Source organism: Streptomyces sp. NPDC001513, from assembly GCF_042894695.1.
Classification (GTDB): domain Bacteria; phylum Actinomycetota; class Actinomycetes; order Streptomycetales; family Streptomycetaceae; genus Streptomyces.
In genome coordinates, this window is the sequence record NZ_JBIAVU010000001.1 from 447,403 (window position 1) to 472,481 (window position 25,079).

The window sequence follows — 25,079 nt, forward strand, 5'->3', positions numbered from 1 at the left end:
TAGACGGGCGGCCCATCGTTCAAGGCTGAACCGCCCGCATTGGTGTGAGGAACAGAAGAGCGAGTCATCGCCTCATCATGTGAATCTCCGGAAGCGGCCGTGTCCCCGGTCCCCCTCCCCCCTTCCTCCCCTCCTCCCCCTCCCGTCACACGGCGGGCAGGCCGACCCCGTGCGCCAGTTGGTCGGCGGCGTGCGCGAAGAAGGCGGCGCGGTCCTCGACGACACGGTTGAACTGACCGAACAGCTCGAAGGAAACGAGGCCGACCAGCTGGGCCCAGGCGGCGACCAGGGCCGCCGTGACCTGCGGGGGCAGGCCCTCGGCGAAGTCGGCGGTCATCCGGTCCGCCTCGGGGCGCAGGGCGGGCGGCAGCGGCGGGAGGGCGAGGCCGCGCCCCTCGTGGGCGGTGCGGAGGATGCCGATGAAGGCGTTGCCGACCCGGGAGGCGGGGCCGACGGTGTCCATGGGGGCGCTGTAGCCGGGCACCGGGGAACCGTAGATGAGGGCGTACTCGTGCGGGTGCTCCAGCGCCCAGGCGCGGACGGCCTCGCAGACGACGGTCCAGCGGGCGCGGGGCGGTGATCCGGCGGCGAGGGCACGGGCGTCGGCCTGCTCGGCGGCGGCGCCGACGCTGTCGTACGCGTCGATGATCAGCGCGGTGAGCAGCTCGTCGCGGCTGGGGAAGTAGCGGTAGAGGGCGGAGGAGACCATGCCCAGTTCGCGGGCTACGGCGCGCAGGGAGAGTTTGGCGGCGCCCTCGGCCGCGAGCATGCGGCGGGCCTCGTCCTTGATGGCGGCGGTGACCTCGATGCGGGCCCGTTCCCTGGCCCCTCGCACGGTGTTCATGCGGGTCAGTGTGCCACGCATCTGGAGCACTGCCCAGAAAACGGGACACCGCTCTACTTCGAGAGCAGTGCTCTTGCTTTGGTGCACCGATCCGTGCACACTGGTCTCAAGGGAGAGCAGTGCTCTCTCACCAGCGGAAGCCGACCCCGGAGGTCACCATGAACGCGCCCACCCCGTACTACGTCCAGGCCGGCCCGCTCGCCACCCGCTTCAACTCCTTCTTCGGCAAGCTGGCCCGCTTCGGCATCAGCCTGGCCGGCAGCGCCGAGATGTCGGTGCGCGGGCGCACGTCCGGCAAGATGCAGCGGATCCCGGTCAACCCGCACACGTACGAGGGCGCCCAGTACCTGGTCTCGGCCCGCGGCCACTCCCAGTGGGTCCGCAACATGCGGGTGGCGGGCGGCGGCGAGCTGCGCGTGGGGCGCAAGGTGCGGACGTTCACCGCCACCGAGCTGACCGACCCGGTCCAGCAGGCCGCCGTCCTGCGCACCTACCTGGAGAAGTGGGGCTGGGAGGTCGACCGGTTCTTCCAGGGCATCTCCGCGAAGTCCTCCGACGCGGAACTCCAGGCGGCCGCCGCCGACCACCCGGTCTTCCGGATCACGGTGTCGCACTGACCCCGCGCACTCGGCCACCGAGACCGCTGCAGCCGCCACCGGCCGCCGCGACCGCTCAGCCGAACGGCCGGCGCAGCCGCTCGACCAGCCGTTCCCGCAGGCGGTGCCGCCACAGCCAGAGCGGCTCCGGCCGTTCGGTCTCGTTCAGGTTCACGCCGCACCACCAGGCCGGGCCGGGCGGGCCCGTATTTCCCTGAGCACCGCCCGCACCCACGCCCCGGCCCTAGGCCTGGCCCTTGTCCGGGCCCCGGCCGCCGTTCGCGGCGGCCGCCGCCTGCCTGGCGTCCAGCATGTGCAGCGCCTTGCGGGCCAGCGGGTACGTCCGCACCATGTCGGCCAGGGTCGTGGAACCGCGGGTGATGCGGGCGAAGGCCCGCCACGCCGGACGGAAGCCGGTGATCGCCGCGTGCAGCATCCGCGGCCGGGCCTCGAAGACGGTCAGCATCCGCTTTCCGACGCCCATCTCCACACCAAGCCCGGCCTTCACCGCGAAGGCGTAGTTGAGGGCCTGCCGGCGCGCGTCCACCGCGTCCTGCGCCTCGGAGATCTTCACCGCCCACTCCCCCGCCAGCCGACCCGAGCGCAGCGCGAAGGAGATGCCCTCCCGGGTCCACGGCTCCAGCAGCCCGGCCGCGTCGCCCGCGACCAGGACCCGGCCGCGCGAGAGCGGCGAATCGGGCTTGCGGCAGCGCGTCAGGTGCCCGGAGGAGACGGCCGGTTCGAAGCCGGCGAGCCCGAGCCGGGCGATGAAGTCGTCCAGGTAGCGCTTGGTCGCGGCGCCCTCGCCCTTGGCCGAGATGACCCCGACGGTGAGGGTGTCGCCCTTGGGGAAGACCCAGCCGTAACTGCCGGGCAGCGGGCCCCAGTCGATCAGCACCCGCCCCTTCCAGTCCTCCGCGACCGTCTCGGGCACGGGGATCTCCGCCTCCAGGCCGAGGTCCACCTGGTCCATCTCGACGCCGACGTGCGCGCCGATCCGGCTCGCGCTGCCGTCCGCGCCGACCACCGCGCGCGCCAGGACGGTCTCCCCGTCGGCGAGCACGACGGCGACGGTGCGCCGGTCGGGCACGGCGCTCCCGTGCTGTTCGACGCGGGCCACGGCAGTGCCCGTACGGACGGTGGCGCCGGCCTTCTCGGCGGCGGCGACGAGGCCGGCGTCGAACTCGGGCCGGTTGATGAGCCCGAACAGCATCTGCTTCGAGCGCCGGGTGCGGGTCAGCTTCCCGTCCATCGAAAAGGTGACCGCGTGGATGCGGTCCTTGAGGGGCAGCACGAAGCCCGGGGGCAGGGCGTCGCGCGAGGGGCCGATGATGCCGCCACCGCAGGTCTTGTAGCGGGGCAGTTCGGCCTTCTCCAGCAGCAGGACGCGCCGCCCGGCCGTCGCCGCCGCGTGCGCCGCCGAGGACCCGGCCGGTCCGGCCCCGACCACGACCACGTCCCACACCTCGCCGGTCTCCCCGGTCACCTCGTCGCCCGCCCCCTGCGCGTCCTGCCCCGTGCCCGCGCCTGCGTCTGCGCCTGCACCCGCTTCTGCACCCGCGTCTGCACCTGCGTCGCGTACGTCGTCGTCGCTGCTCACGATGTGTTGCTGCTCCTGATCACCCGGTTGCTCCGATGCCAAGGAAATCCTACGGCGAGACGACGCCCCGCCCCGCTGTGCGAGGATCGGAACTGTCTTTTTCGCCGTACCCGACATACGCACACCCCGCGGATGCGGGCGGCGTACACGGAGAACAACGTCGCACCCAAAAGGAGCGTGCCCATGTCCCAGAATCCGATCGCCGAGACCATCGCCTCGCTGATGCCCCGCGCCAAGCAGGAGCTGACGGAGCTGGTGGCCTTCCAGTCGGTCGCGGACTGGGCACAGTTCCCCAAGAGCGAGAGCGAGGCCGCCGCGAACTGGGTGGCCGACGCCCTGCGCGTCGAAGGCTTCCAGGACGTGGCGCTGCTCGACACCCCCGACGGCACCCAGTCCGTCTACGGCTACCTGCCCGGCCCCGAGGGCGCGCCGACCGTACTGCTGTACGCGCACTACGACGTCCAGCCGCCGCTGGACGACGCGGCCTGGATCTCCCCCGCCTTCGAGCTGACCGAGCGCGACGGCCGCTGGTACGGGCGCGGTGCGGCCGACTGCAAGGGCGGGTTCATCATGCACCTGCTGGCGCTGCGCGCGCTGAAGGCCAACGGCGGTGTTCCGGTGGCCGTGAAGGTGATCGTCGAGGGCTCCGAGGAGCAGGGAACCGGCGGCCTGCAGCAGTACGCCGAGGCGCACCCGGAGCTGCTGACCGCCGACACCATCGTCATCGGCGACGCGGGCAACTTCCGTCTCGGCCTGCCGACGGTGACGGCCACGCTGCGCGGCATGTGCCTGCTCAAGGTGAAGATCGACACGCTGGGCGGCAACCTGCACTCCGGGATGTTCGGCGGCGCCGCCCCGGACGCGCTGGCCGCACTGATCCGCGTACTCGACTCGCTGCGCGCGGCGGACGGTTCGACGACCGTGGACGGGCTCGCCTCGGACGCGGTGTGGGAGGGGCTCCAGTACCCGGAGGCGGACTTCCGCGCCGACGCGAGGGTCCTCGACGGGGTCGAGCTGATCGGTGAGGGCTCGGTCGCGGACCGGCTGTGGGCCCGCCCGGCCGTGACGGTGCTCGGCATCGACTGCCCGCCCGTGGTCGGCGCGACGCCTTCGGTGCACGCGAGCGCCGGCGCGCTGATCAGCCTGCGCGTGCCGCCGGGCGTGGACACCGCGGAGGCCATCAAGCTGCTGCAGGCCCACCTGGAGGCGCACACGCCGTGGAAGGCGCGCCTCGAACTCGAGGTCGTCGGCCAGGGCCAGCCGTTCCAGGCGGACACCGACAGCCCGGCGTACGCGTCGATGCGCTCGGCGCTGGAGGCCGCGTACCCCGGCCAGGAGATGCAGATCAGCGGCATGGGCGGGTCGATCCCGCTGTGCAACACGCTGACGTCGCTGTACCCGGAGGCTGAGATGCTGCTGATCGGGCTGAGCGAGCCGGAGGCGCAGATCCACGCGGTCAACGAGAGCGTGTCGCCGGAGGAGCTGGAGCGCCTGTCGGTGGCGGAGGCCCTGTTCCTCGTCAACTACGCGGAGTCCAAGCGCGTCTGACCTCCGTGCGCGTGCGGGTACGGGTACGCCCAGGGCCGAGTGCGCCCTGGGCGTACTTCGCTCCCGGTGAATTCGCGGGTCGGAGCCGGGCGGCCGTGCGTACGGTCGGCTCATGGATCTTGTCGAGGTAATTCCGGACCGGCTTCACATGCTCCGCTTCCCCATCGGCCAGGCGTACCTCTGGCAGGACGGCGAAGCGCTCACCCTGATCGACGCGGGCAACGTGGAATCCGCCGCCGAGATCGAGGGGGCGATACGTTCCCTCGGGCTGCTCCCGGAGCGGCTGCAGCGGATCGTCCTCACCCACTGCCACCGCGACCACGTCGGCGCGGCCGGTGAGCTCGCCGCCCGCTGGGGCGCGCGGGTGCTCGCGCACCGGCTGGACGCGCCGGTGATCCGGGGCGAGCTGCCCGTTCCCGAACCGGTGCTGTCGGACTGGGAGATCCCGCTGTACGCGCACGGGCTGACCGTGCCCGAGGCCCCGCCCACCCGGGTCGACCGCGAGCTGGAGGACGGGGACGCGCTGGGCTTCGGGGACGGGGCGTACGTCGTGCACGCCCCGGGGCACACGGACGGCAGCATCGGGATCCACCTCCCGGACCACGGTGTGCTCTTCACCGGCGACTGCATCGCCGCCGTGGGCCCGCTGATGCTGGGCGTCTTCAACGTGGACCGGGGACGGGCGATCGACTCCTTCCACCGTCTGGCCGGGCTCTCCTCGTCGATCGCCTGCTTCGGCCACGGCGATCCGCTGACGGTGGACACGGCGACCGCGCTGGTCAAGGCGGCCGCCGGAACTCCCGCCTGACGGCTCGCTCTCCCGCCCTCGGGCTCAGGGCTCAGGGCTCAGGGCGCCGGGCTCAGGGCTCAGCCGACCGGGGTGCCCGCCTCCAGGTAGAGGGGGCGGCCTCGTTCCCGGGCGCGCAGAGCCCCGCGCAGGCGTTCGTGGCGGTGCTGCGGGAGGAGGTCGGCGGCTTCGGCCTCCGTGACGAAGCGCCAGGCCCGCAGTTCGGGGCCCGGCAGCCGGAGCCGGGCCGTCGCCTCCGGCGAGAGGCGGCCGCCGTCGAAGAGCAGGCGCAGTCCCCCGTACCCGGGCGGCTGCGGGGGCTCCCAGTCGACCACAAGCAGGCCGGGCGCGCGGTCCAGTACGAGGCCCAGCTCCTCCGCGACCTCCCGTACGCCCGCGCAGGCGGGGGCCTCGCCCGCTTCGACGACGCCGCCCGGGAACTCCCAGCCGGCCTTGTACGTCGGATCCACCAGCAGCACCCGGTCCTGCTCGTCGAAGAGCAGCACCCCGGCCGCCACGGTCTCCCGCGTGGGCTCCGGGGTCTGCACGATGTCGCAGACCGGCGCGGTCTCCGAGCGGACGGCCTCGGCGATCCGCCGCGCCGTCTCGTGCGGGGTCAGGCTGCTGTTGTCGATGACGTGCGCGTCGCCGGTGAGCCAGCCGAGGGCCTGCTGGTAGACGGGGATGTGGTCGTAGGCCCACTGGCGGACGCGGAGGTCGACCTGGTCGGGGTCCCCCGGTTCCTCCCGGGTCGCGATCCGCTCGCGAAGGATCGTTTCCGCAGGGGCGAGCAGCACGTGTCTCACCGGTATCCGGCGCGCCGCCAGCCCGCCGAAGATCTCGTCCCGGTACTCCTGGCGCAGCAGCGTCATCGGTACGACGAGCACCCCGCCCAGCTCCGCGAGCATCGCCGCCGCCGTGTCCACCACCAGCCGCCGCCAGCTCGGCAGGTCCTGGTAGTCGGTGACCTCCGCCAGCCGCTTGGCCGGCAGCAGCACGCGCAGCGCGTCGCCGATGAACTCCGGGTCGAACAGGGTGCTGTCCGGCAGGATTCCGGCCAGTTCGCGGGCCGTGCTGGTCTTTCCCGCGCTGAATGTGCCGTTGATCCAGACAATCACGTCTACCCCTCTCCCCATGGCTCGTCCGGAGCCCCCAGTGGCTTGCCCGCACCACCCTGCCACGGAAACCTCACTATCGGCCGAGTGCTTATCCTCAAGGTCACAGCCCTGCCCGAGACTCCGGAGGATTCACGACCGTGCCCCACAACCGCCGCCCGTTCGATCCCCGCTACGGCAACCGGCCGACGATGAAGGACGTGGCGGCCCAGGCGGGCGTCGGCCTGAAGACGGTGTCACGGGTGGTCAACGGCGAGCCGGGCGTCACCCCCGAGACGGAGAAACGGGTCCAAGAGGCCATCGACGCCCTGGGGTTCCGCCGCAACGACAGCGCGCGCGTCCTGCGCAAGGGGCGTACCGCCACCGTGGGCCTGATCCTGGAGGACCTCGCCGACCCCTTCTACGGTCCGCTGAACCGGGCCGTGGAGGAGGTGGCCCGCGCGCACGGTGCGCTGCTCATCAACGGCTCCAGCGCCGAGGACCCGGACCGGGAGCGGGAGTTGGCGCTCGCCCTGTGCGCGCGCCGGGTGGACGGTCTGATCGTGATCCCGGCCGGCGACGACCACCGCTACCTGGAGCCGGAGATGCGGGCCGGTGTGGCCACGGTGTTCGTGGACCGCCCGGCGGGCCGGATCGACGCGGACGCCGTCCTCTCGGACAGCTTCGGCGGCGCCCGTGACGGCGTCGCCCACCTGATCGCGGGCGGCCACCGCCGGATCGGCTTCATCGGCGACCACCCCCGCATCCACACGGCGACGGAACGCCTGCGCGGCTATCGCGCCGCCATGGCCGGCGCGGGCCTGCCGGTGGCCGATTCCTGGGTCTCCCTCGGCTCCACGGCCCCCGACCGGGTGGCGACGGCGACGAGGGCGATGCTCACGGGCCGGGATCCGGTGACGGCCGTCTTCGCGGGCAACAACCGCGTGACGGTCACGGTGGTACGCGTCCTCGCGGCCCGGGAACGCCCGGTGGCCCTGGTCGGCTTCGACGACTTCGAACTGGCCGACCTGCTCCGCCCCGGCATCACGGTGGTGGCCCAGGACCCGGCCACCCTGGGCCGCGTGGCCACGGACCGCCTCTTCCAGCGCCTGTCGGGAGCCTCCCTCCCCACGACCCGCACCGAACTCCCGACCCATCTGATCCCCCGCGGCTCGGGCGAAATCCCGCCGTTCAGCGGATGAGGGTCCGCAGTACGGGAACGGCCGCACCGGCGGCCCCGAGCCCCCCGAGCACGGCCAGTGCGGGCGCTACCCCGCCGAGGTGGCTCAGCCCGCCGGCGACCAGGCCGACGAGCAAGGCGCCGAGCAGCACGACGGCGGTGTGCAGGGTGAGGAGGGGAGGCTCGGCGGAGGGCGGTTCGGGGCGCCGGGATTCAGGGTGCCGGGGTGTGGTCATACCCCCATTGCAGCGCGCCGCGGACCGGCGCGCGGCACGGGCCGAACGAACCCGTACCGCTGCCGGACAACGCCGTACACCGGCCGTCGCCGCGATCGTTCCGCGCTGTTCGGGATTGTCCGGCGGAGCCGTGCCGTGCCGCCCTAACCTGGCCCCTGATGGAAGACGCACCCGTATTCGAGGATGAACTCGCGGCGTTCGCGGCGGACTTGTGCCGGCTGCGGATCGACCGCGGCAAACGCTCGTACCGCGACCTCGCCGCCCGCGCGGCGAGGTCGCAGACGGGGATCCGCCTTCCGGTGGCCACCCAGAGCGACGCGTTCCGCGGCAAGCGGCTGCCGCGGCTGGACCGGCTCATGGGTTTGGTCCGGATCCTCCACGCCTACGATGCCTTCGGCCGGGAGCAGCCCGTACCCCCGCACAACGCACCCGAGTTGGAGGTCTGGCGCCGGCGCTGGCGCGACCTCGCCGCCCTCGACCCGGGGTACGGGCGCCGCGCTCCCGCTCCGGCCCCGCCGGATCCCTCCCCGGCCCTGGTCCCCGTACCGGGTGCGGCCGAACCGCCGGGCGAGGCTGCCCCGGGGGAGTTCCGGATCGCGTACCGGCTCGTCGGGCACACCCGGCTGGTGTGGCACCTGGCCTTCTCGCCCGACGGCCGAACCCTCGCCTCCGCGGGCAACGACGGCACGGTCCGGTTGTGGAGCGTCTCGGACGGCCGAGCGGAGGCCGTACGGGGCGGCGACCCTTGGGAGCAGCCCTCCGCCCCCGCCCTCCACGTCGCCTTCTCCCCCGCCGGCGACCGGATCCTCGTGCTCCGCGACGACGGCGTCGTGAAGCTGTGGGACCCGGTGTCCGGGAACTCGCTGCCCAGCCCCCGGTCCCGGCCCGGCCGGGACCTCGGCCGGCTGCGGTTCCTGGCCGACGGACGGCTGTTCGGCGTCAGCGGCGAGGGTGACCAGGTGCACGTGCGGGATCTGGACGCCGACCGCCCGGTGGGACCGTGCCTGACGGACTGGGGAGGCATCTCGGAGGTCCTCACCCTCTCGCCGGACGGCCGGCTGCTGGCCGCCACCGACGGGTTCGCCTCCGTACAGCAGTGGGACACCGCCACCGGCCTGCTCTTCGGCCCGGCGATGGCCGGGCACTGCGACAACGTGGAGGCACTGGCGTACGCGCCGGACGGCCTGCTGCTGGCCACCGGCAGCCACGACGCCACGGCGCGGCTGTGGAACACCGCCACCGGCCGGCAGCACGGGCCCGAACTGGCCGGGCACGACGACGCCGTGACCGCGGTGGCCTTCTCCCCCGACGGGCGGCTGCTCGCCACCGCCGGGGGCGACCGGACCGTCCGGCTGTGGGACACCGCGACGGGTGCGCCCGTCGGGCGGCCCGTGGGCGGCCACAGCCTCGCGGTCAACGCCGTGGCCTTCTCCCCGGACGGAAAGGTGCTGGCCACCGCGGGCGACGACCGGGCCGTCCTGCTGCACCGCGCGGGACCGGTCCCGGAGCCCGCGCCCGCCCCGGCGTCCAGCGGGGCGGCGGCTCTGACGGCCGTCCTGCGCGAGCGCTGCGCCGTGCCGCTCCCGATGTTCCTGCCGTCGGCGGGCAACGGCCCTGCCCTGGACGGGGTGCGGTTCTCGCCGGACGGCTCGCTGATCCTCGCGGTGAGCGACGCGGACCGGCTGCTCGTGTGGGACCCGGCCGCCTGGCAGCAGGTCGCCGACCTCGCGGTTCCCCTCGGGATGCCGGCCTGGGGGGTGGAGTTCGGCCCGGACGGCGCCCTGCCGGGCATCTGGACCTCGCACGGGCTTGCGCCGCCGACCGGGCCGGCGGACCGGTCCCGGCTGTCGATGGTCGGGCACATGGCGTACTCACCGGACGGACGGCTCGTCGCACTCACCAACACCCACGGCACGGTCACCGTGCACGACCGTGCGACCTTCGCACAGTTGGGCGGTCCCTTCGATCCCGGCCGGCCGGCCCACGACACCGAGGTGCGGTTCTCACCGGACGGCGGGCTGCTCGCCGTCGTCGGGGAGCGGGTGCTCGTGTGGGACGCCGAGGGCGGTGGCCTCGCCTGCCCGCCGTTCCCCGACCGGCCGGGCGCGGTACGGCCCGGGGCCGCGTTCACGGCGGACGGCACACGCATCACCGTCATCGACGCGGACGGGGCGGGCATCTCGGCGTGGGACCCGCGGACCGGCAAGCCGCTGAGGGCGCTGCTGTCGGGCCACCGGACGGGCATCACGGGACTGGCGTGCTCGCCGAACGGCCGGCTGTACGCCACCGTGGACGACATCGGCGCCCTGCGGCTGTGGGGCTACAACGGTCTGGTCCTCGCACGCCTGATGGACGGCGGCCGGATCGGCGCCACCTCGGTGGCCTTCTCCCCCGACGGGAGTCTGCTGGCCGCCTCGTGCGACGACGGCGCCCTGCGGCTCTGGCTGACCGAAACGCGGTGAAACGCGGTGCGGGGCCCGGCCGAAGACGCTCCGGCCGGGCCCCGCACCTGTGTCGGGGTCAGGCGGTGGCCGTCAGGGTGGCCGAGCGGCGGGGGATGGCGAAGGCGTCCAGTTCCGCGCGGGTCAGGCCGGTGAGGGCGGTGACCTCCTCGGCGCCGACCGCGCCGCAGTCCAGGCCGCGGACCAGGTAGCCGGCCAGGGCCTTCGCCGTGGCGGGCTCGTCCATCACGTCGCCCTCGATCTTGGCGACGTACGCCTTCAGGCGCGCGGCGGCGGTCTCCAGGCCCTCGCGGTAGAAGGTGAAGACGGCCGCGTAGCGGGTCGGCAGGTGCGCCGGGTGCATGTCCCAGCCCTGGTAGTAGGCGCGGGCCAGGGCGCGCCGGGTCAGGCCGTAGTGCAGCTTCCAGGCCTCGTGGACGTGCTCGGTGGTGCCGATGGGCAGCACGTTCGTGGAGCCGTCGGAGACGCGCACCCCGGTGCCGGCGGCCGCGACCTGCATGATCGCCTTCGCGTGGTCGGCGGCGGGGTGGTCGCTCGACTGGTACGCGGCGGAGACGCCGACGCAGGCGCTGTAGTCGAAGGTGCCGTAGTGCAGGCCGGTGGCGCGGCCCTGGGAGGCCTCGATCATGCGGGCGACGGTGGCGGTGCCGTCGGAGGCCAGGATGGACTGGCTGGTCTCGATCTGGATCTCGAAGCCGATCCGGCCCGGGCGCAGGCCGCGGGCCGTCTCGAAGGCCTCCAGCAGCTTGACGAAGGCGGTGACCTGCTCGGCGTACGTGACCTTGGGGAGGGTCAGGACGAGGTTGTCCGGGAGTCCGCCGTGGGCGAGCAGGCCGGACAGGAAGACGTCGGTGGTGCGGATGCCGCGGTCGCGGACGTTGGACTCCATGCACTTCATGCGGATGCCCATGTACGGGGCGTTGGTGCCGTTGGAGTACGCCTCGGAGATCAGGCGGGCGGCGCGGGCCGCGGCCTGGTCCTCCTCCTCGTCGGAGCGGACGCCGAAGCCGTCCTCGAAGTCGACGCGGAGGTCCTCGATGGGCTCGCTGGCCAGCTTGGCGCGGACGCGGTCGTAAACCGGTACGGCCAGCTCGTCGGAGATGCCGAGTACCTTGGCGAAGGTGGCGGCGTCCGGGGCGTGCTCGTCGAGCGCGGCGAGGGCCTGGTCGCCCCAGGAGCGGATGGTGTCCGCGGCGAAGACGTCACCGGGGACGTAGACCGTGTGGATGGGCTGACGGGTGCCGGGGTCGCCCGGGTAGTGGCGCGCGAGTTCCGCGTCCACCGGCGCGAGGGAGGCGCTGATGCCCTCGCTGACCGCGCCTGCGAGGCTCGTCGCCACCTTCTCCTGCTGACCCATCGTGCACTCTCCTCTTTTCCGCTTCACGGAAGCTTAGATCCGCATAGCAGAATTTAGTCACGCGGTTCCGCTCCGTCAATGGTCCCTCCGACGCGTGGGACGAACGACTCGGGGCCGTGCGGTGAGAAACACCACACGGCCCCGAAGAAGCGAAGCTACGAAGAGAAGCGCAGGTCAGCCCTTGCGCGCCTGGATCTCGCCGGTCAGCTGCGGGACGACCGCGAAGAGGTCGCCGACCACGCCGTAGTCGACGAGGTCGAAGATCGGGGCCTCGGCGTCCTTGTTGATGGCGACGATGGTCTTCGAGGTCTGCATGCCGGCCCGGTGCTGGATCGCGCCCGAGATGCCGGAGGCGATGTACAGCTGCGGGGAGACCGACTTGCCGGTCTGGCCGACCTGGTTGGAGTGCGGGTACCAGCCGGCGTCGACGGCGGCGCGCGAGGCACCGACGGCCGCGCCGAGGGAGTCCGCGAGCTCCTCGATGATGTGGAAGTTCTCGGCGCCGTTGACGCCACGGCCGCCGGAGACGACGATCGCGGCCTCGGTCAGCTCGGGACGGCCGGTCGACTCGCGCGCCGTGCGGGCGGTGACCTTGGTACCGGTGGCCAGGGCGCCGAAGGTGACGGCGAGCGCCTCGACGGCGCCGGCGGCCGGGGCGGCCTCGACCGGGGCCGAGTTCGGCTTCACGGTGATGACCGGGGTGCCCTTGGAGACGCGGGACTTGGTGGTGAACGACGCGGCGAAGGCGGACTGCGTCGCGACCGGGCCCTCGTCACCCGCCTCCAGGTCGATGGCGTCGGTGATGATGCCGGAGCCGATGCGGACGGCCAGGCGCGCGGCGATCTCCTTGCCCTCGGCGGAGGACGGGACGAGCACGGCGGCCGGGGAAACGGCGTCGTACGCGGCCTGGAGCGCGTCCACCTTCGGTACGACGAGGTACTCGGTGAACTCGGGGGCGTCGGCGGTGAGGACCTTGACCGCGCCGTGCTCGGCGAGCACCGCGGCGGTGGCGTCGGCACCGGCGCCCAGGGCGACGGCGACGGGCTCGCCGATGCGGCGGGCCAGCGTCAGCAGCTCGAGGGTGGGCTTGCGGACGGCGCCGTCCACGTGGTCGACGTAGACGAGAACTTCAGCCATGGGACTGCTCTCCTGCGATTGCGAAGTGTCTGGGGGCTATGGAGGGGTTGGCCGAAGCTCTTAGATGAACTTCTGGCCGGCCAGGAACTCGGCCAGCTGCTTGCCGCCCTCGCCCTCGTCCTTGACGATCGTGCCGGCGGTGCGCGCCGGGCGCTGCGCCGCGGAGTCGACCGCGGTCCAGGAGCCCTCGAGGCCGACCTCGTCGGACTCCAGGTCCAGGTCGGAGAGGTCCCAGGACTCCACCGGCTTCTTCTTGGCGGCCATGATGCCCTTGAAGGACGGGTAGCGGGCCTCGCCCGACTGGTCCGTCACCGAGACGAGCGCGGGGAGGGAGGCCTCCAGCTGCTCGCTCGCGGTGTCGCCGTCACGGCGGCCGGTCACGGTGCCGTCCTCGACCTTGACCTCGGAGAGCAGGGTGACCTGCGGGACGCCCAGGCGCTCGGCCAGGATCGCCGGGAGCACGCCCATGGTGCCGTCGGTCGACGCCATGCCCGTGATGACCAGGTCGTAGCCGGCCTTCTCGATGGCCTTGGCGAGCACCAGCGAGGTGCCCATGACGTCGGAGCCGTGCAGGTCGTCGTCCTCGACGTGGATGGCCTTGTCGGCGCCCATCGACAGCGCCTTGCGCAGCGCGTCCTTGGCGTCCTCGGGGCCCACCGTCAGGACGGTGATCTCGGCATCGTCGGCCTCGTCGGCGATCTGCAGCGCCTGCTCGACGGCGTACTCGTCGAGCTCCGACAGCAGGCCGTCGACGTCGTCACGGTTGACGGTCAAGTCCTCGGTGAACTGCCGGTCGCCAGTGGCGTCGGGCACGTACTTCACACAGACAACGATCCTCAGGCTCACGCCGGCTCTCCTACCGCATCGTCTTTTCTGGTACCGCCTTATGCAGGCAGCATAGGCGCCTTGTCGGGCGGATCCCGGTCGGGGCGGCCCGCGCTCCGAAGGGAATGTTACTCGTCAGTACACAGTGGGTGCCGCCAAGTCGCAAGGCTGGTGAACTGTGATCTGCCCAACGCCGCCCGACCCCTCCCAAGCAGGGACGATTCAGTCGCGCAACGCGTTGAAGCGCCCCTGGTGGTACAGCAGCGGGCGGCCTTCGCCCGCGGGATCCCCCGCGACCGCCTCAGCGATGATCACACGATGTTCGCCGGCGGGCACCCGTGCCACCACCCGGCAGACCAGCCAGGCCAGTACGCCGTCGAGCACCGGGACCCCGTGCGGCCCCGGGTTCCAGCCGGTGGCCCCGCCGAAACGGTCGGCTCCGCTCCGGGCGAACAGCCCGGCCAGCGCCCGTTGGTGCTCGCCGAGTATGTGGACGCCGAGGTACTCGCTGTCGCGCACCCCGGGCCAGCTGGAGGCCCCCGTGCCGATCGTGAAGGACAGCAGCGGCGGGTCGGCGGAGACCGAGTTGAGCGAGGTCGCGGTGAAGCCCACCGGCCGCGCGCCGTCCTGGGCGGTGATCACGGCGACTCCGGCGGCGTGCTGCCGGAAGACCGAGCGCAGGAGGTCGGGCGAGCCGGGACGGCCGTCACCGGAGCCCGGGGAAGCCGGGGAACCGGCGGAACCGGCGGAACCGGGGGAACCTGCCGAACGGGGAGAGCGGGCAGTGCGGGGGGACGGAGCGGTCTGGACCGTCGGGACCGTCGGAGCAGTCATCAGGGTTCTGCCTTCTGCCGCGGGACGCGGGCGCTGTCGGAGATCGGGGGCCTGGGGCGTTCAGCTATTCCGACAGCGCGCGCTCGCGTGGCGGACGAGGTCCACATGGACCCGTCCGTAGAGCAGGAGTTCATACCGCATGCCGCCAGCGTGGCGATCTCCCGTGGACACAGTCAAGCGAGATCGGGCAGATGTCAGGCGCGTCACGCTGCGTGCGGGCGCGCGCACCGGCGCGCCGGGTGCCGCCGCACCGGGTCCGGCCACCGGGCCGGGCCGCGCGCCGCCCGTCATACCGCGGCCCCCAGTGCGGCGATCACGTCCACCTTGCGCGGCATCCCGGCCGCCCGTCGGACGATCCGGCCCGCCGCGTCGAGGACGAGCACGGTCGGGGTCTTCTCGATGCCGAGGGTCCGCACCAGGTCCAACCGCTCCTCGGCGTCGATCTCGATGTGAGCGACCCCCTCGACCATCGCCGCGACCTCGGCGAGGATCCGCCGCGTGGCCCGGCAGGGCTGGCAGAAGGCGCTGGAGAACTGCACCAGGGTGGCCCGCTCCCCCGGCTCCGCGCCCAGCTCCGCGACCCCCAGCCGGTCCCCCGGCGGTTCCACCGGCCGGCCGTCCCGACCGTCCCGGCCGTCTTCCTGCCCGAGCACCCGCGCTCCCGTCGACGTCTTCGTCCGCGTACGTCATGCTCGTACGCGCGTACGTGGATCGGAGCACCCTGGAGACCTGCGACATTCCCGGCGTGATGAGAATCTCTCCGGGCACGGGCCTCTGGGCTGGCCAGCGGCCCTCGTATGGGGCACGATCCCCATGGTCGCGTACCTACGCTTCCGTAACTTCCGGCCGGGAGCACCTCCCCAGGCAGAAAGCGGGGTCTCCCCACCATGGCTGAGCTCGTCTACCCTCCCGTGATCGGCGCCGCGCACGGACTCTTCCGTGCCCTCGACATCCGGATCGACATGAAGGGCACCGAGAACATCCCCCGCAAGGGCGGCGCGGTCCTGGTGTCGAACCACATCGGATACCTCGACTTCATCTTCGCCGGCCTGACGGCACGGCCGCAGAAGCGCCTGGTGCGCTTCATGGCGAAGGAGTCGGTGTTCCGGCACAAGGTGTCCGGTCCGCTGATGCGCGCGATGAAGCACATCCCCGTCGACCGCAAGCAGGGCGAGTCCGCGTACCAGCACGCCCTGGACTCGCTGCGGTCCGGCGAGATCATCGGCGTCTTCCCGGAGGCCACGATCTCCCAGTCGTTCACGCTCAAGAGCTTCAAGTCGGGCGCGGCCCGGATGGCGCAGGAGGCCGGGGTCCCGCTGATCCCGGTGGCGCTCTGGGGCACCCAGCGGCTGTGGACCAAGGGCCGCCCGAAGAACTTCAAGCGCAGCCACATCCCGGTGACGATGCGCGTGGGCGAGCCGATGGAGGCCCCCGCCGACCAGTACGCCGGCGCCATCACGCGCCGGCTGCGCGAGCGCGTGCAGGAGCTGCTGGACGCCGCCCAGCGCGCCTACCCGGCCAAGCCCGGCGGCCCCGAGGACTCCTGGTGGCTGCCGGCCCACCTGGGCGGCACCGCCCCGACCCCGGCCCAGGTCCGCGAAGCGGGCTGACCCCGGGGCGCCCTCCCGTACGGTGACGGCCTCCGGGACCCCGGCCGGGTCCCGGAGGCCGTCGCCGCTGCCGCGTCCGGTCAGCGCAGAGCCTCCAGCTGCCGCTCCGCCCTCGCCAGCGCCCCGGCGAAGCGCCCGGGATCGGCCTCGGCCAGCCTGCGCAGGACTCCGATGCGTTCCTGCGTGGCGCTGAACGCCTCCCGTCGTCGGCCCACGAGCGCGAGCTGGTGGGTGAGCACGCCGAGCAGCTGTTCCAGGTACTGGGCGTAGAAGGCGAAGTCCCCGGCGGCCTGCGCCCGGCGGATGGCGGTCGCTTCCCTCAGCGGTGCCAGCGACTCCTCGTGCCGCCCCAGCCGGTGGAGCGCCGTGCCCAGGTTGTGCAGGGCGCCGGCCAGCTCCACGTCGCGCGGGACCAAGTCGCCGTGGACGAGTGCCCGGCAGGCCTCGACCGCCTCCTGCGCCACTTCGAGGCGCTCCGGGGGGCCGAGGAGCACCCGGCCCGCGAGATTGGCCAGGACGTAGGTCAGCCGGCGCTGGAACCTGCCGCACGTCTCCGGCTCGTCCTTGTGGCGTGCTGCCAGCTCCTGGTAGAGCGCAGCACATTGCCGGGTGCACTCCAGGGCCCGCGCGTGGTCACCCTTGAACTCGTACATGATTCCGGCCCAGTCCAGGCAGGCGGCCAGCCGTTCCGGGTAGGGGTCCCCCTGCCCGGCCAGTTCCTCCAGGAGCCCGATGGACGCCTCGATCCGGGTGACGGCCGCCGCGTACGCACCGCTGGTGTAGAGGCGGTGGGCGAGATCGCTGTGGATCTCCGCCAGCGCTGCCGCGTCCCCGTCCGCACGCCGTAAACGGAACGGGGTGACGTACCGGGCGATCTCCGCGGCGCCGGCATCGAGTTCCGGGTTCCGGAACGGCAGGCCCGACTCGATCGCGTCCAGGAGCTCCGGCGGCACGGACCGGATCCGTACGAGCGCGGAGAGCGCGGCTGATCCGGCCCGGTGCACCAGCGTGGGCTGAGCCGTGAGCAGCGGTACGAGCTGCCTTTCGGCGACGTGGTCCCAGCGCTGGGCCGTCTCGATCAGAGTGATCAGCGCGCGCCTGGGCCAGGACAGGCCCTCGGCGGACTCTTCGGAGAAGGCGAACAGCCGCTGCGGAGCCTGCGTGGTCCATGCCGTGCTCAGCACGGATCGCATCGGGCCGTTCGGCAGCATGAGGGCGATGAAGTCCTCGCCCAGCCGGTCCGGGTACAGCGGTTCGAGTACGGTGTCCTGCTCGCGTGCCGGGTAGGCGACGCCGTGGTCGTCGAGGGCCAGGCCCGGATCGCCGGGGTTGACGTCGAGGCGCGTGAGCACCTCGTGCGCCTGCGGCCACGGCAGGGCCCCGGTGAGCGTGGCGGCGTACACGGTCCGGGCGAACGTGGCGGGCGGGATGGACGCCTGGCCGGCGGCCCGCAGCTGCTCCCAGTACGTCTGCTCGCGCAGGAGCAGGTACGTGGAGATCTCGGCCGGGCTGCGCGGCGGATCCTGGCCCCGGCGCACGGCGTCCACCTCGGCCAGCGCCGCCATGTGCACCGCCAGTACGGTGGCGAACCCGTCGCCGCTCAGCTCGGGCGGTGTGCGGGGCGGGGCCGTGACGCCCAGCGCCGCGCCGAAGTGGTCGCGGGCCGCCGCGAACAGGGTGGCGCGGTCGATCTCCTCGGTCAGGGCGGGCAGTTCGCGTTCCTCGACCTGCGCGCCGAGGTCCCACAGGTGCTTGGACGGCGTGCTCCACCAGCCGGTGGCCGCGCGGGCGATGAACAGCATCCGCAGCGCGGGGTCGCCCTGCCCCGCGCAGTCGGTCATGAAGTCGGTCAGGTCCCGGGCGGGCCAGCGATCGGCGTAGTCGACGATCAGCAGGAGCCCGTCGGAATCGCCGTCGGCCTCCGGCAGGGGGGACGGGGGGTGCGAGCGGGTCATGCGGTCGCTCCCGTGCCGCACCTGGAACACGGTCCAGCCCGCTTCCCGGGACTCCCGCGCGAACTCCTCGGCCACGCGCGACTTTCCCTGACCGCCCGGCCCGTGGAGCAGCAGCGCCGAGGAGGCGGCCTTGGCGTCGCGCCACTCCCGCAGGTCCCCGAGCAGCGCGGCCCGGCCCACGAACTCCGGCTGCGGGTACCGGGGGTTGAGCAGCTGGCTGGGATGCTCGCGCACCTTCTCGCGGTCGACGTCGAGGGGAGCCCGGGTGGCGGGCCCCAGGTGGTAGAGGGGCGGCTGGTCGAAGTTCTGCACGACGGAGCTGCCGACCCGCTCGACGACCGTCATGTTGCCGTGCACCGTGACCTGCTGCCCCGGCCGGGGGAGCCAGCCGCGCCGAGGGGTCACCGCTCCTCGATCACTGACTCGCCCGCGCCGTCGACCTGCACGTGGTTCCCCTCGATGTGGGAGCCGGGCGCCGGCGGGGGAACCGGCGCGGTCCGCCGGTTCCGGCCGAGGCGCCTCAGCGTCACCCGCGAGGAGCCCCGTACCCGGCGGACCGAGATCTTCGACCCGCCGACGTATTCGGTGCCGGGCGCGGGCGGCGCGGCGGCGCGGTGCGCCATGACCAGGGAGAACACCTGGCCCGCCAGTCCGAGCAGGGTGACCGGGAGGCCGATGCTGCTCGCCAGTTTGTCCGCCTGGTCGAGCCCGACCGTGACGAAGTACACGATGAGGCCCGCAGCGGTGAGCACCCAGACCGCACCGCAGATCCAAGCCAGTCTCTGCCAAGTCATACGGTCAGCATGCGTCACCACCCGGTGGCGAAACCCGGTCAGTTGGGGTTGTCGGCGCGGGTCGGGGCCTTCCGGTCACATCAGAGAGCCGTCGGCAGCATCGTCCACAACTCCGGGCGGGCCGCGGAGCCTTGAAGGGCGCCCAGCGCGGCCGGGTGCGGGGCGGCATGCAGTTCGGGGTAATCGATCTCGCCGAGCTCCGGCCGCACGGGGAAGGCCAGTTGCTCGCGGTCGAGGCTGAACTGCGCGTCCACGCCGGGCTTGTTGCCGCGCGGGTCCAGGCGGGACCAGCGGTCGCCGCCGGGCAGCCGGACGGCCACCAGGCCGTGGACGACCGGGTTCGACCCGTCGTCGTCGGACAGCCGCTGGTAGCAGAGGGCCGCCGGGATGCCCTGGGCGCGCAGCAGGGCCGCGAGGGCGTGGGACTTGGCGTAGCAGATGCCGTTGCGCGTGGCGAGGACGTCGGAGGCCCGCCAGGAGACCCGCACGTCCCCGGAATCGGCCGAGTGGGGGATCTCGTCGCGGACGAACTCGAAGGCGGCCTTGGCGTATGAGTATGCGTCGCCCGTGGCAGACCAGAGGGCGTCGGCGGTTTCCTGAACGAGGGGGTGCCAGTGATCGATGGCCTCGTCCGACGCCAGATAGGCGTGAATATCAGGGTTCTGCTGGATCAGCTGCATGCCCCGGAGCATAGACAAGCCCTCGACCGTAGATCAATAGATTTACGGTCGAGGGAATATCTATGCATTCAATGGTTCTAGCGGGCCATCTCTTCCTTCAGGGCCTGCAGGAAGCCGTCCACGTCCTCTTCCTGGGTGTCGAAACCGCACATCCAGCGGACGTCACCGGCGGCCTCGTCCCAGAAGTAGAAGCGGTAACGCTTCTGCAGGCGCCGCGACACCTCGTGCGGCAGCCGCGCGAACACCGCGTTCGCCTGCACCGGGTAGAGGATCTCCACCCCGTCCGTCTCGCGCACGCCGGCGGCCAGCCGCTGCGCCATCGCATTGGCGTGCCGGGCGTTGCGCAGCCACAGGTCCTTGGCGAGCAGCGCCTCCAGCTGCACCGACACGAACCGCATCTTGGACGCGAGCTGCATCGACATCTTGCGGATGTGCTTCATCTGCCGGACCGCGTCCGGGTTGAGCACGACCACGGCCTCGCCGAACATCATGCCGTTCTTGGTGCCGCCGTACGACAGCACGTCGACGCCGACGGTGTTCGTGAACGTGCGCATCGGCACGTCCAGCGAGGCCGCGGCGTTGGCTATCCGGGCACCGTCGAGGTGCACCTTCATGCCCAGGCCGTGCGCGTGCTCGCAGATGGCACGGATCTCGTCCGGCGTGTAGACGGTGCCGAGCTCGGTGTTCTGCGTGATGGAGACGACCTGCGGCATCGCCCGGTGCTCGTCGTCGAAGCCCCAGGCCTCCTGGTCGATCAGCTCGGGGGTGAGCTTGCCGTCCGGAGTGGGGACGGCGAGCAGCTTGATGCCCGCCATCCGCTCCGGCGCGCCGCCCTCGTCCACGTTGATGTGGGCGGACTTGGCGCAGATCACGGCGCCCCACCGGTCCGTCATGGCCTGCAGAGCGACGACGTTGGCACCCGTGCCGTTGAAGACCGGGAAGGCCTCCGCGTACGGACCGAAGTGGCTGCGGAAGATCTTCTGCAGGTGTTCGGTGTACTCGTCTTCGCCGTACGAGACCTGGTGGCCGCCGTTCGCCAGGGCGACGGCGGCGAGCACCTCGGGGTGCACGCCCGCGTAGTTGTCGCTCGCGAAACCGCGCACCGCCGGATCGTGGTGGCGCCGGGCGTCGGTCTTGCCGGCATCGGTTCTCACGGTTGCGGAGTGAGCCACAGACGCTGTCCGTTCACATCGGTGGCGGGCCGTTCCCAGACGCCGGCGATGGCCTCGGCCAGCTCCGCCACGTCGGTGAAACCCGCGAACTTCGCATTGGGACGCTCGGCGCGCATCGCGTCGTGCACCAGTGCCTTGATGACAAGGATCGCAGCTGCCGCGCCCGGGCCCTCGTCACCCCCCACCTTGCGGAAGGAGTCCGCCATGGCCAGGGTCCAGGCCTCGGCCGCCGCCTTGCCCGCGTTGTACGCGGCGTTGTTGGCGACCGGCTTGTGCGCGCCGGACTGGCTGACCAGGACGTAGCGGCCGCGGTCGCTGCGCAGCAGTCCGTCGTGGAAGGCCAGCGAGGTGTGCTGGACGGTGCGGATGAGGAGCTTCTCCAGGAAGTCCCAGTCCGCGAGGTCCACGTCGGTGAAGGTCTTGCTGCCGCGCCAGCCGCCGACGAGGTGGACCAGCCCGTCGATCCGGCCGAACTCCTTCTCGGTCTGCTCTGCCCAGGCCTTGGTGGCGCCCAGGTCGAGCAGGTCCACGGTGTCACCGGTGATGGTGGCGCCGCCGTGGGCGTAGCGTGCCGCGTCCACGGCCTCCGCGAGCCGCGCCGGGTTGGCGTCGGACGCGACGACCACGGCACCCGCCTCGGCGAGGCGGAGCAGGGTGGCGCGGCCGGCGGGCCCGCCGGCCCCGGCCACCGCCACCACCGCTCCGTGCAGCTTTCCGTTGCCGTTCCCGGAGCCGTTCATCTGTGCAGCCTCCTGTGGGCGAGCGCTCACGCGGCGACTCGCTCGGCCTGATCCGCGTTCAGGGCGGTGATGCCCTTGGTGGAGGCGATCACTCCCTTGAGCTTCTTGGCGAGCGCCTCAAAGAACATGCTCAGGGGAAACTCGTCCGGAAGCACGTCGTCCACGAGCTTGCGCGGCGGCTGCGTCATGTCGAGGGCGTCGGGGCCCTTGGCCCACTTGGAGCCCGGGTGCGGGGCGAGGTACGTCGAGACCAGCTCGTATGCCTTGAACCAGTGCACCAGCTTCGGGCGGTCGATGCCGGCCCGGTAGAGGTCCTCGATCTCGGCGCACAGCTGGTTGGTGACCTGCGGGGCACGCGTCCAGTCGATCTTCAGCTTGTTGTCCGTCCAGCGCACGACGTCGTGCTTGTGGAGGTACGCGAAGAGCAGCTGGCCGCCGAGGCCGTCGTAGTTGCGGGTGCGGTCGCCGGAGACCGGGAAGCGGAACATCCGGTCGAAGAGGACGGCGTACTGCACGTCACGGCCGTGCTCGTTGCCCTCGGACTCCAGCTTCACGGCCTCCTTGAAGGCGGTGAGGTCGCAGCGCAGCTCCTCCAGGCCGTACATCCAGAACGGCTGGCGCTGCTTGATCATGAAGGGGTCGAACGGCAGGTCGCCGTGGCTGTGGGTGCGGTCGTGGACCATGTCCCACAGGACGAAGGCCTTCTCGCAGCGCTCCTGGTCGGTGACCATGGCGGCGATGTCGGCGGGCAGCTCCATGCCGAGGATGTCGACGGCGGCCGAGGTGACCTTGCGGAAGCGCGCGGCCTCGCGGTCACAGAAGATGCCGCCCCAGGTGAAGCGCTCGGGGGCCTCGCGCACGGCGATGGTCTCCGGGAAGAGCACGGCGGAGTGGGTGTCGTAGCCCGCAGTGAAGTCCTCGAAGGTGATGCCGAGGAAGAGCGGGTTGTCGTACCGGGTGCGCTCCAGCTCGGCGAGCCACTCGGGCCACACCATCTTCAGCACGACGGCTTCCAGATTGCGGTCCGGGTTGCCGTTCTGCGTGTACATCGGGAAGACGACGAGGTGCTGGAGCCCGTCGGCGCGCTCGGCGGCCGGGTGGAAGGCCAGCAGCGAGTCGAGGAAGTCCGGCACCCGGAAGTCGGCCGCGGCCCACTTGCGCAGGTCGGCGACGAGCACCTCGTGGTACGCGGTGGCGTGCGGGAGGAGCGGGGTGAGCGTCTCGACGGCGCGGATCACGCGACCGACCGCGGCCTCGGCGGTGTGCCGGGCGGGCGCACCCTCGGCCTCGAAGTCGATGGACCCGTCCTTGGACTGCCACGGGCGGATCTCCTCCACGGCGGCCTTGAGCTCGGGCCACGCCGGGTGGTCGACCACCCGCGCCTCGGCGGTTATCACGGCCCCGCCGGTACCCGGCACAAGAGTTTCCGTCATGTCACTTCCTCCACAGGAGAACCTCACGTCAAGGCAGCGTATGCGCGCGAGGCTCTTCCATTCAAGAGGGAGTTCGGGAAATTATCCTGCGATACCCCCTGCTTCACCGGAAGTCTTCCCGTTCGTCGGCCTGGAATTATCCACTCCGCCCCAGTCGCGCCAACGATTTTCGGCCCGGTGGCCGCTCTCCGGAGCGGCGGCGACCGACGGGACCGGGCGCACCGCCGAGGGCGACATCACACGCCCCGGAAGTACGGAATGACCTTCTCTCCCCACTGCCGCAGGGTCTCCAGACAAGCCTCCTGCCCCACCGTGCCCATCTGAATCAGGCACATGATCTCGTCGGCGCCGGCCTCCCTGAGCCGCTCCACGTACGCGATGGCGTCGTCGGCGCCGCCGTAGGCGTGGTCGGCGTTGAAGGTGGCCGTCGAGGTCGGCCGGACCGGGATCTCCAGCTGGTGCAGCCGGGCCACCACCTGCTCGGCGGCCCTGCGCATCTCCTCGGCCTCGTCGGCGCCCGCGACGACGGCCTCGTCCGGGACGCCCGCGCCGCCGTACCAGTGGCCGATGGACTGGGCGAAGAACCGCTGGCCGCGGACGCCGATCCGGCGCGCCTCCTCCCGGTCGTCGAGCACGATGGTCGGGCAGAGCACGGAGAAGTGGTCGTTGACCACGGTGGACACGAACCGGCTGCCGTCCCGGCCGGCGATCGCGGCGTCGTAGACGGAGCGCATCCGCGCGATGGACTCCGGTCCGGCGAAGCCCATCACCAGTGCCCCGATCCCCAGCTCGGCGGCCTGGACCAGGGTCTCGCCGCGGCTGCACGCCAGGAACAGCGGCGGATGCGGGGTCTGCTTCGGCCGCGGCAGGATCGGGTGCGGGTCGATGTCGATCAGCTCCCCGTGGTACTCCAGCTCCTCCTCCTGCCAGGCCCTCCCGATGACGCGCAGGGCCTCCTCCACCTCCGCCGTGGTGCGGTCCCGGTCCACCCCGCACAGCGAGGTCTCCTGCTCGGTGCCGCCGCGCCCGGCTCCGAGGTCGAGCCGCCCTCCCGAGAGCAGGTCGAGCATGGCGGCCCGCTCGGCGACCCGCACCGGGTGGTTGAAGTTGAAGGGCATGCACACGACGCCGTGCCCGATGCGTATGGTGTTCGTTCTGGCCGCGACCCAGGTCAGGAAGATCTCGGGAGCACTCATATGGGCGTACCACTTCAAGGAGTGGTGCTCCACGGCCCAGATCCGGTCGAATCCCATGCGTTCGGCGAGCACCGCCTGCTCGACGCAGTCGCGGATGACCTGGTGCTCCCGTTCCACCGTCGGGTCGGCAAGCTGTGCTTCGAAGATCACGGAGAATTTCACTGTGCCCCCAGGGTTGCGTCGCATGCCCGGTCTCACTTCAATTAGTAATATGACTAGTAGTCAGGAAGCGAAGAAGCAAGAGCTTCCGCCGACCGCGTGGGCCGTGCTCGGCCTGCTCTCCTTCCCCGGGGAGCGGACGGGCTACGAGCTGAAGAAGTGGGCGGACTCCTCCCTGCGCTTCTTCTACTGGTCGCCCGCCATCAGCCAGATCTACGCGGAGCTGCGCCGTCTGGAGGAACTGGGCTACGCGGCCTCCGCGCGCTCGGGACCCGAGGAGGCGCGGGCCAAGCGGCGGTACGCCATCACGGACGCGGGCCGCGAGGCCCTGGCGGGCTGGGCCGCCGACACCGCCGAGGCGGGACCGCCGGTGCTCAAGCACGGGCTGCTGCTGCGGATCTGGCTCGGGCACCTGGCCGAGCCGGAGCGGCTGCGCGCGATGGTCGGCGAGCACGTGGAGCGCACCCGGGACGAGCTGGCCGCCGTACGGGAGGCCATGGAGCAGGCGAGCGGCGTACCGGAATGGGCCTTCCCCGCCCTCGCGCTGCGCTGGAGCGAACGGCAGCACCTGGCCGAACTGGAGCTGGCCGAGGCGCTGCTCGACGACCTGGCGGGGCTCGCGGAGGCCGAACCGGCCGGCCGCCCCAGGCCCGGCTCCGAGCCCGGCCCGGAGGCCGACGCCGCAGGTCGTCAAGGTGACGGGGACGCGCCCACGCCCGGGTGACGCGACGGGCCCGGCGCCGGCCGCCGGGGGGCGCACAACCCTGGCGGGAAGCGGCCTGAACGCCCTTTCGGGGCGGTGCACGCACGGTCCCTTCGCACCCTCGGCGCACTAGCATG

At 72.2% G+C, this 25,079-nt stretch carries 23 protein-coding genes; 7 read left to right on the forward strand and 16 right to left on the reverse strand.

The window, feature by feature from the left end; translation table 11 throughout:
- Window positions 1-145: 145 nt before the first annotated feature.
- Window positions 146-844 (reverse strand): TetR/AcrR family transcriptional regulator, encoded by a 699-nt coding sequence (locus tag ACFYZ4_RS02165; RefSeq protein WP_351286824.1) that lies wholly within the window; start codon window positions 842-844, stop codon window positions 146-148.
- Window positions 845-1,002: 158 nt separating this feature from the next.
- On the opposite strand from ACFYZ4_RS02165, the gene ACFYZ4_RS02170 reads away from it, so the two are divergent.
- On the forward strand, window positions 1,003-1,461 hold the full coding sequence (locus ACFYZ4_RS02170; RefSeq protein ID WP_351286955.1) for a nitroreductase/quinone reductase family protein: 459 nt from the start codon (window positions 1,003-1,005) through the stop codon (window positions 1,459-1,461).
- 223 nt (window positions 1,462-1,684) lie between these two features.
- On the opposite strand, the gene ACFYZ4_RS02175 is transcribed toward ACFYZ4_RS02170, so the two are convergent.
- Window positions 1,685-3,040 (reverse strand): geranylgeranyl reductase family protein, encoded by a 1,356-nt coding sequence (locus ACFYZ4_RS02175; protein ID WP_390782735.1) that lies wholly within the window; start codon window positions 3,038-3,040, stop codon window positions 1,685-1,687.
- Window positions 3,041-3,223: 183 nt separating this feature from the next.
- On the opposite strand from ACFYZ4_RS02175, the gene ACFYZ4_RS02180 reads away from it, so the two are divergent.
- Both ACFYZ4_RS02180 and ACFYZ4_RS02185 read left to right on the forward strand, forming a co-directional pair.
- Window positions 3,224-4,588: a dipeptidase gene (locus tag ACFYZ4_RS02180; RefSeq protein ID WP_351286825.1), complete on the forward strand. Its 1,365-nt coding sequence runs from the start codon at window positions 3,224-3,226 to the stop codon at window positions 4,586-4,588.
- Window positions 4,589-4,700: 112 nt separating this feature from the next.
- Window positions 4,701-5,396 carry an MBL fold metallo-hydrolase gene (locus tag ACFYZ4_RS02185; protein ID WP_390782736.1) on the forward strand — a complete coding sequence of 232 codons (696 nt, stop codon included), beginning with the start codon at window positions 4,701-4,703 and terminating at the stop codon, window positions 5,394-5,396.
- 59 nt (window positions 5,397-5,455) lie between these two features.
- Here ACFYZ4_RS02185 and ACFYZ4_RS02190 read toward each other — a convergent pair whose 3' ends face one another.
- Window positions 5,456-6,493 carry an NUDIX domain-containing protein gene (locus ACFYZ4_RS02190; RefSeq protein ID WP_351286828.1) on the reverse strand — a complete coding sequence of 346 codons (1,038 nt, stop codon included), beginning with the start codon at window positions 6,491-6,493 and terminating at the stop codon, window positions 5,456-5,458.
- A gap of 188 nt (window positions 6,494-6,681) precedes the next feature.
- Here ACFYZ4_RS02190 and ACFYZ4_RS02195 point away from each other — a divergent pair, with 188 nt between their 5' ends.
- A complete protein-coding gene (locus ACFYZ4_RS02195) occupies window positions 6,682-7,671 on the forward strand; it encodes a LacI family DNA-binding transcriptional regulator (RefSeq protein ID WP_390782908.1) in 990 nt (329 codons plus the stop codon).
- Here ACFYZ4_RS02195 and ACFYZ4_RS02200 read toward each other — a convergent pair.
- Window positions 7,661-7,885: a hypothetical protein gene (locus ACFYZ4_RS02200; RefSeq protein WP_390782737.1), complete on the reverse strand. Its 225-nt coding sequence runs from the start codon at window positions 7,883-7,885 to the stop codon at window positions 7,661-7,663. The genes ACFYZ4_RS02195 and ACFYZ4_RS02200 overlap by 11 nt on opposite strands.
- A gap of 158 nt (window positions 7,886-8,043) precedes the next feature.
- Between ACFYZ4_RS02200 and ACFYZ4_RS02205 the strand changes: the two genes are divergently transcribed.
- Entirely contained in the window at window positions 8,044-10,347 is a 2,304-nt protein-coding gene (locus tag ACFYZ4_RS02205; protein WP_390782738.1) for a WD40 repeat domain-containing protein, read from the forward strand.
- A gap of 58 nt (window positions 10,348-10,405) precedes the next feature.
- On the opposite strand, the gene ACFYZ4_RS02210 is transcribed toward ACFYZ4_RS02205, so the two are convergent.
- The 5 genes from ACFYZ4_RS02210 to ACFYZ4_RS02230 form a co-directional block, all read right to left on the reverse strand.
- On the reverse strand, window positions 10,406-11,704 hold the full coding sequence (locus tag ACFYZ4_RS02210) for a DUF6986 family protein (protein ID WP_351286834.1): 1,299 nt from the start codon (window positions 11,702-11,704) through the stop codon (window positions 10,406-10,408).
- 174 nt (window positions 11,705-11,878) lie between these two features.
- Window positions 11,879-12,841: an electron transfer flavoprotein subunit alpha/FixB family protein gene (locus ACFYZ4_RS02215; protein ID WP_351286835.1), complete on the reverse strand. Its 963-nt coding sequence runs from the start codon at window positions 12,839-12,841 to the stop codon at window positions 11,879-11,881.
- Between the two features lie 60 nt (window positions 12,842-12,901).
- Window positions 12,902-13,687 (reverse strand): electron transfer flavoprotein subunit beta/FixA family protein, encoded by a 786-nt coding sequence (locus ACFYZ4_RS02220; protein WP_030012969.1) that lies wholly within the window; start codon window positions 13,685-13,687, stop codon window positions 12,902-12,904.
- Between the two features lie 201 nt (window positions 13,688-13,888).
- A complete protein-coding gene (locus ACFYZ4_RS02225) occupies window positions 13,889-14,500 on the reverse strand; it encodes a flavin reductase family protein (RefSeq protein ID WP_390782739.1) in 612 nt (203 codons plus the stop codon).
- A 287-nt stretch (window positions 14,501-14,787) separates the two neighbouring features.
- The gene (locus tag ACFYZ4_RS02230; RefSeq protein WP_390782740.1) at window positions 14,788-15,153 is read right to left on the reverse strand and encodes a TlpA family protein disulfide reductase; all 366 of its coding nucleotides are present in this window, start codon (window positions 15,151-15,153) and stop codon (window positions 14,788-14,790) included.
- Window positions 15,154-15,387: 234 nt separating this feature from the next.
- Here ACFYZ4_RS02230 and ACFYZ4_RS02235 point away from each other — a divergent pair, with 234 nt between their 5' ends.
- On the forward strand, window positions 15,388-16,110 hold the full coding sequence (locus tag ACFYZ4_RS02235; protein ID WP_351286840.1) for a lysophospholipid acyltransferase family protein: 723 nt from the start codon (window positions 15,388-15,390) through the stop codon (window positions 16,108-16,110).
- An 80-nt stretch (window positions 16,111-16,190) separates the two neighbouring features.
- Here the strand turns inward: ACFYZ4_RS02235 and ACFYZ4_RS02240 are convergent, their stop codons facing one another.
- From ACFYZ4_RS02240 to ACFYZ4_RS02270, 7 genes are all read right to left on the reverse strand, one after another.
- On the reverse strand, window positions 16,191-18,470 hold the full coding sequence (locus tag ACFYZ4_RS02240) for a hypothetical protein (RefSeq protein WP_390782741.1): 2,280 nt from the start codon (window positions 18,468-18,470) through the stop codon (window positions 16,191-16,193).
- A complete protein-coding gene (locus tag ACFYZ4_RS02245; protein ID WP_390782742.1) occupies window positions 18,467-18,859 on the reverse strand; it encodes a hypothetical protein in 393 nt (130 codons plus the stop codon). The genes ACFYZ4_RS02240 and ACFYZ4_RS02245 overlap by 4 nt, the downstream gene beginning before the upstream one ends.
- 80 nt (window positions 18,860-18,939) lie before the next feature.
- Window positions 18,940-19,539 carry a transglutaminase family protein gene (locus ACFYZ4_RS02250; protein ID WP_390782743.1) on the reverse strand — a complete coding sequence of 200 codons (600 nt, stop codon included), beginning with the start codon at window positions 19,537-19,539 and terminating at the stop codon, window positions 18,940-18,942.
- A 77-nt stretch (window positions 19,540-19,616) separates the two neighbouring features.
- Entirely contained in the window at window positions 19,617-20,711 is a 1,095-nt protein-coding gene (locus tag ACFYZ4_RS02255) for a threonine aldolase family protein (protein ID WP_384350815.1), read from the reverse strand.
- Window positions 20,690-21,451 (reverse strand): SDR family oxidoreductase, encoded by a 762-nt coding sequence (locus ACFYZ4_RS02260; protein WP_351286847.1) that lies wholly within the window; start codon window positions 21,449-21,451, stop codon window positions 20,690-20,692. Before ACFYZ4_RS02260 ends, ACFYZ4_RS02255 begins: the two co-directional genes overlap by 22 nt.
- A 26-nt stretch (window positions 21,452-21,477) precedes the next feature.
- Window positions 21,478-22,884 carry a DUF6421 family protein gene (locus ACFYZ4_RS02265; protein ID WP_390782744.1) on the reverse strand — a complete coding sequence of 469 codons (1,407 nt, stop codon included), beginning with the start codon at window positions 22,882-22,884 and terminating at the stop codon, window positions 21,478-21,480.
- A gap of 236 nt (window positions 22,885-23,120) precedes the next feature.
- Window positions 23,121-24,242: an LLM class flavin-dependent oxidoreductase gene (locus ACFYZ4_RS02270; RefSeq protein ID WP_390782745.1), complete on the reverse strand. Its 1,122-nt coding sequence runs from the start codon at window positions 24,240-24,242 to the stop codon at window positions 23,121-23,123.
- A 49-nt stretch (window positions 24,243-24,291) separates the two neighbouring features.
- Between ACFYZ4_RS02270 and ACFYZ4_RS02275 the strand changes: the two genes are divergently transcribed.
- The gene (locus tag ACFYZ4_RS02275; protein WP_390782746.1) at window positions 24,292-24,963 is read left to right on the forward strand and encodes a PadR family transcriptional regulator; all 672 of its coding nucleotides are present in this window, start codon (window positions 24,292-24,294) and stop codon (window positions 24,961-24,963) included.
- Window positions 24,964-25,079: the final 116 nt, after the last annotated feature.

Coding starts and splice junctions, on each gene's coding strand:
- ACFYZ4_RS02215 (WP_351286835.1), bottom strand. CDS start 12,841: ATGGCTGAAGTTCTCGTCTACGTCGACCACGTGGACGGCGCCGTCCGC.
- ACFYZ4_RS02275 (WP_390782746.1), top strand. CDS start 24,292: ATGACTAGTAGTCAGGAAGCGAAGAAGCAAGAGCTTCCGCCGACCGCG.
- ACFYZ4_RS02185 (WP_390782736.1), top strand. CDS start 4,701: ATGGATCTTGTCGAGGTAATTCCGGACCGGCTTCACATGCTCCGCTTC.
- ACFYZ4_RS02250 (WP_390782743.1), bottom strand. CDS start 19,539: ATGCAGCTGATCCAGCAGAACCCTGATATTCACGCCTATCTGGCGTCG.
- ACFYZ4_RS02195 (WP_390782908.1), top strand. CDS start 6,682: ATGAAGGACGTGGCGGCCCAGGCGGGCGTCGGCCTGAAGACGGTGTCA.
- ACFYZ4_RS02235 (WP_351286840.1), top strand. CDS start 15,388: ATGGCTGAGCTCGTCTACCCTCCCGTGATCGGCGCCGCGCACGGACTC.
- ACFYZ4_RS02200 (WP_390782737.1), bottom strand. CDS start 7,885: ATGACCACACCCCGGCACCCTGAATCCCGGCGCCCCGAACCGCCCTCC.
- ACFYZ4_RS02245 (WP_390782742.1), bottom strand. CDS start 18,859: ATGACTTGGCAGAGACTGGCTTGGATCTGCGGTGCGGTCTGGGTGCTC.
- ACFYZ4_RS02180 (WP_351286825.1), top strand. CDS start 3,224: ATGTCCCAGAATCCGATCGCCGAGACCATCGCCTCGCTGATGCCCCGC.
- ACFYZ4_RS02170 (WP_351286955.1), top strand. CDS start 1,003: ATGAACGCGCCCACCCCGTACTACGTCCAGGCCGGCCCGCTCGCCACC.
- ACFYZ4_RS02260 (WP_351286847.1), bottom strand. CDS start 21,451: ATGAACGGCTCCGGGAACGGCAACGGAAAGCTGCACGGAGCGGTGGTG.
- ACFYZ4_RS02165 (WP_351286824.1), bottom strand. CDS start 844: ATGAACACCGTGCGAGGGGCCAGGGAACGGGCCCGCATCGAGGTCACC.
- ACFYZ4_RS02225 (WP_390782739.1), bottom strand. CDS start 14,500: ATGACTGCTCCGACGGTCCCGACGGTCCAGACCGCTCCGTCCCCCCGC.
- ACFYZ4_RS02265 (WP_390782744.1), bottom strand. CDS start 22,884: ATGACGGAAACTCTTGTGCCGGGTACCGGCGGGGCCGTGATAACCGCC.
- ACFYZ4_RS02205 (WP_390782738.1), top strand. CDS start 8,044: ATGGAAGACGCACCCGTATTCGAGGATGAACTCGCGGCGTTCGCGGCG.
- ACFYZ4_RS02210 (WP_351286834.1), bottom strand. CDS start 11,704: ATGGGTCAGCAGGAGAAGGTGGCGACGAGCCTCGCAGGCGCGGTCAGC.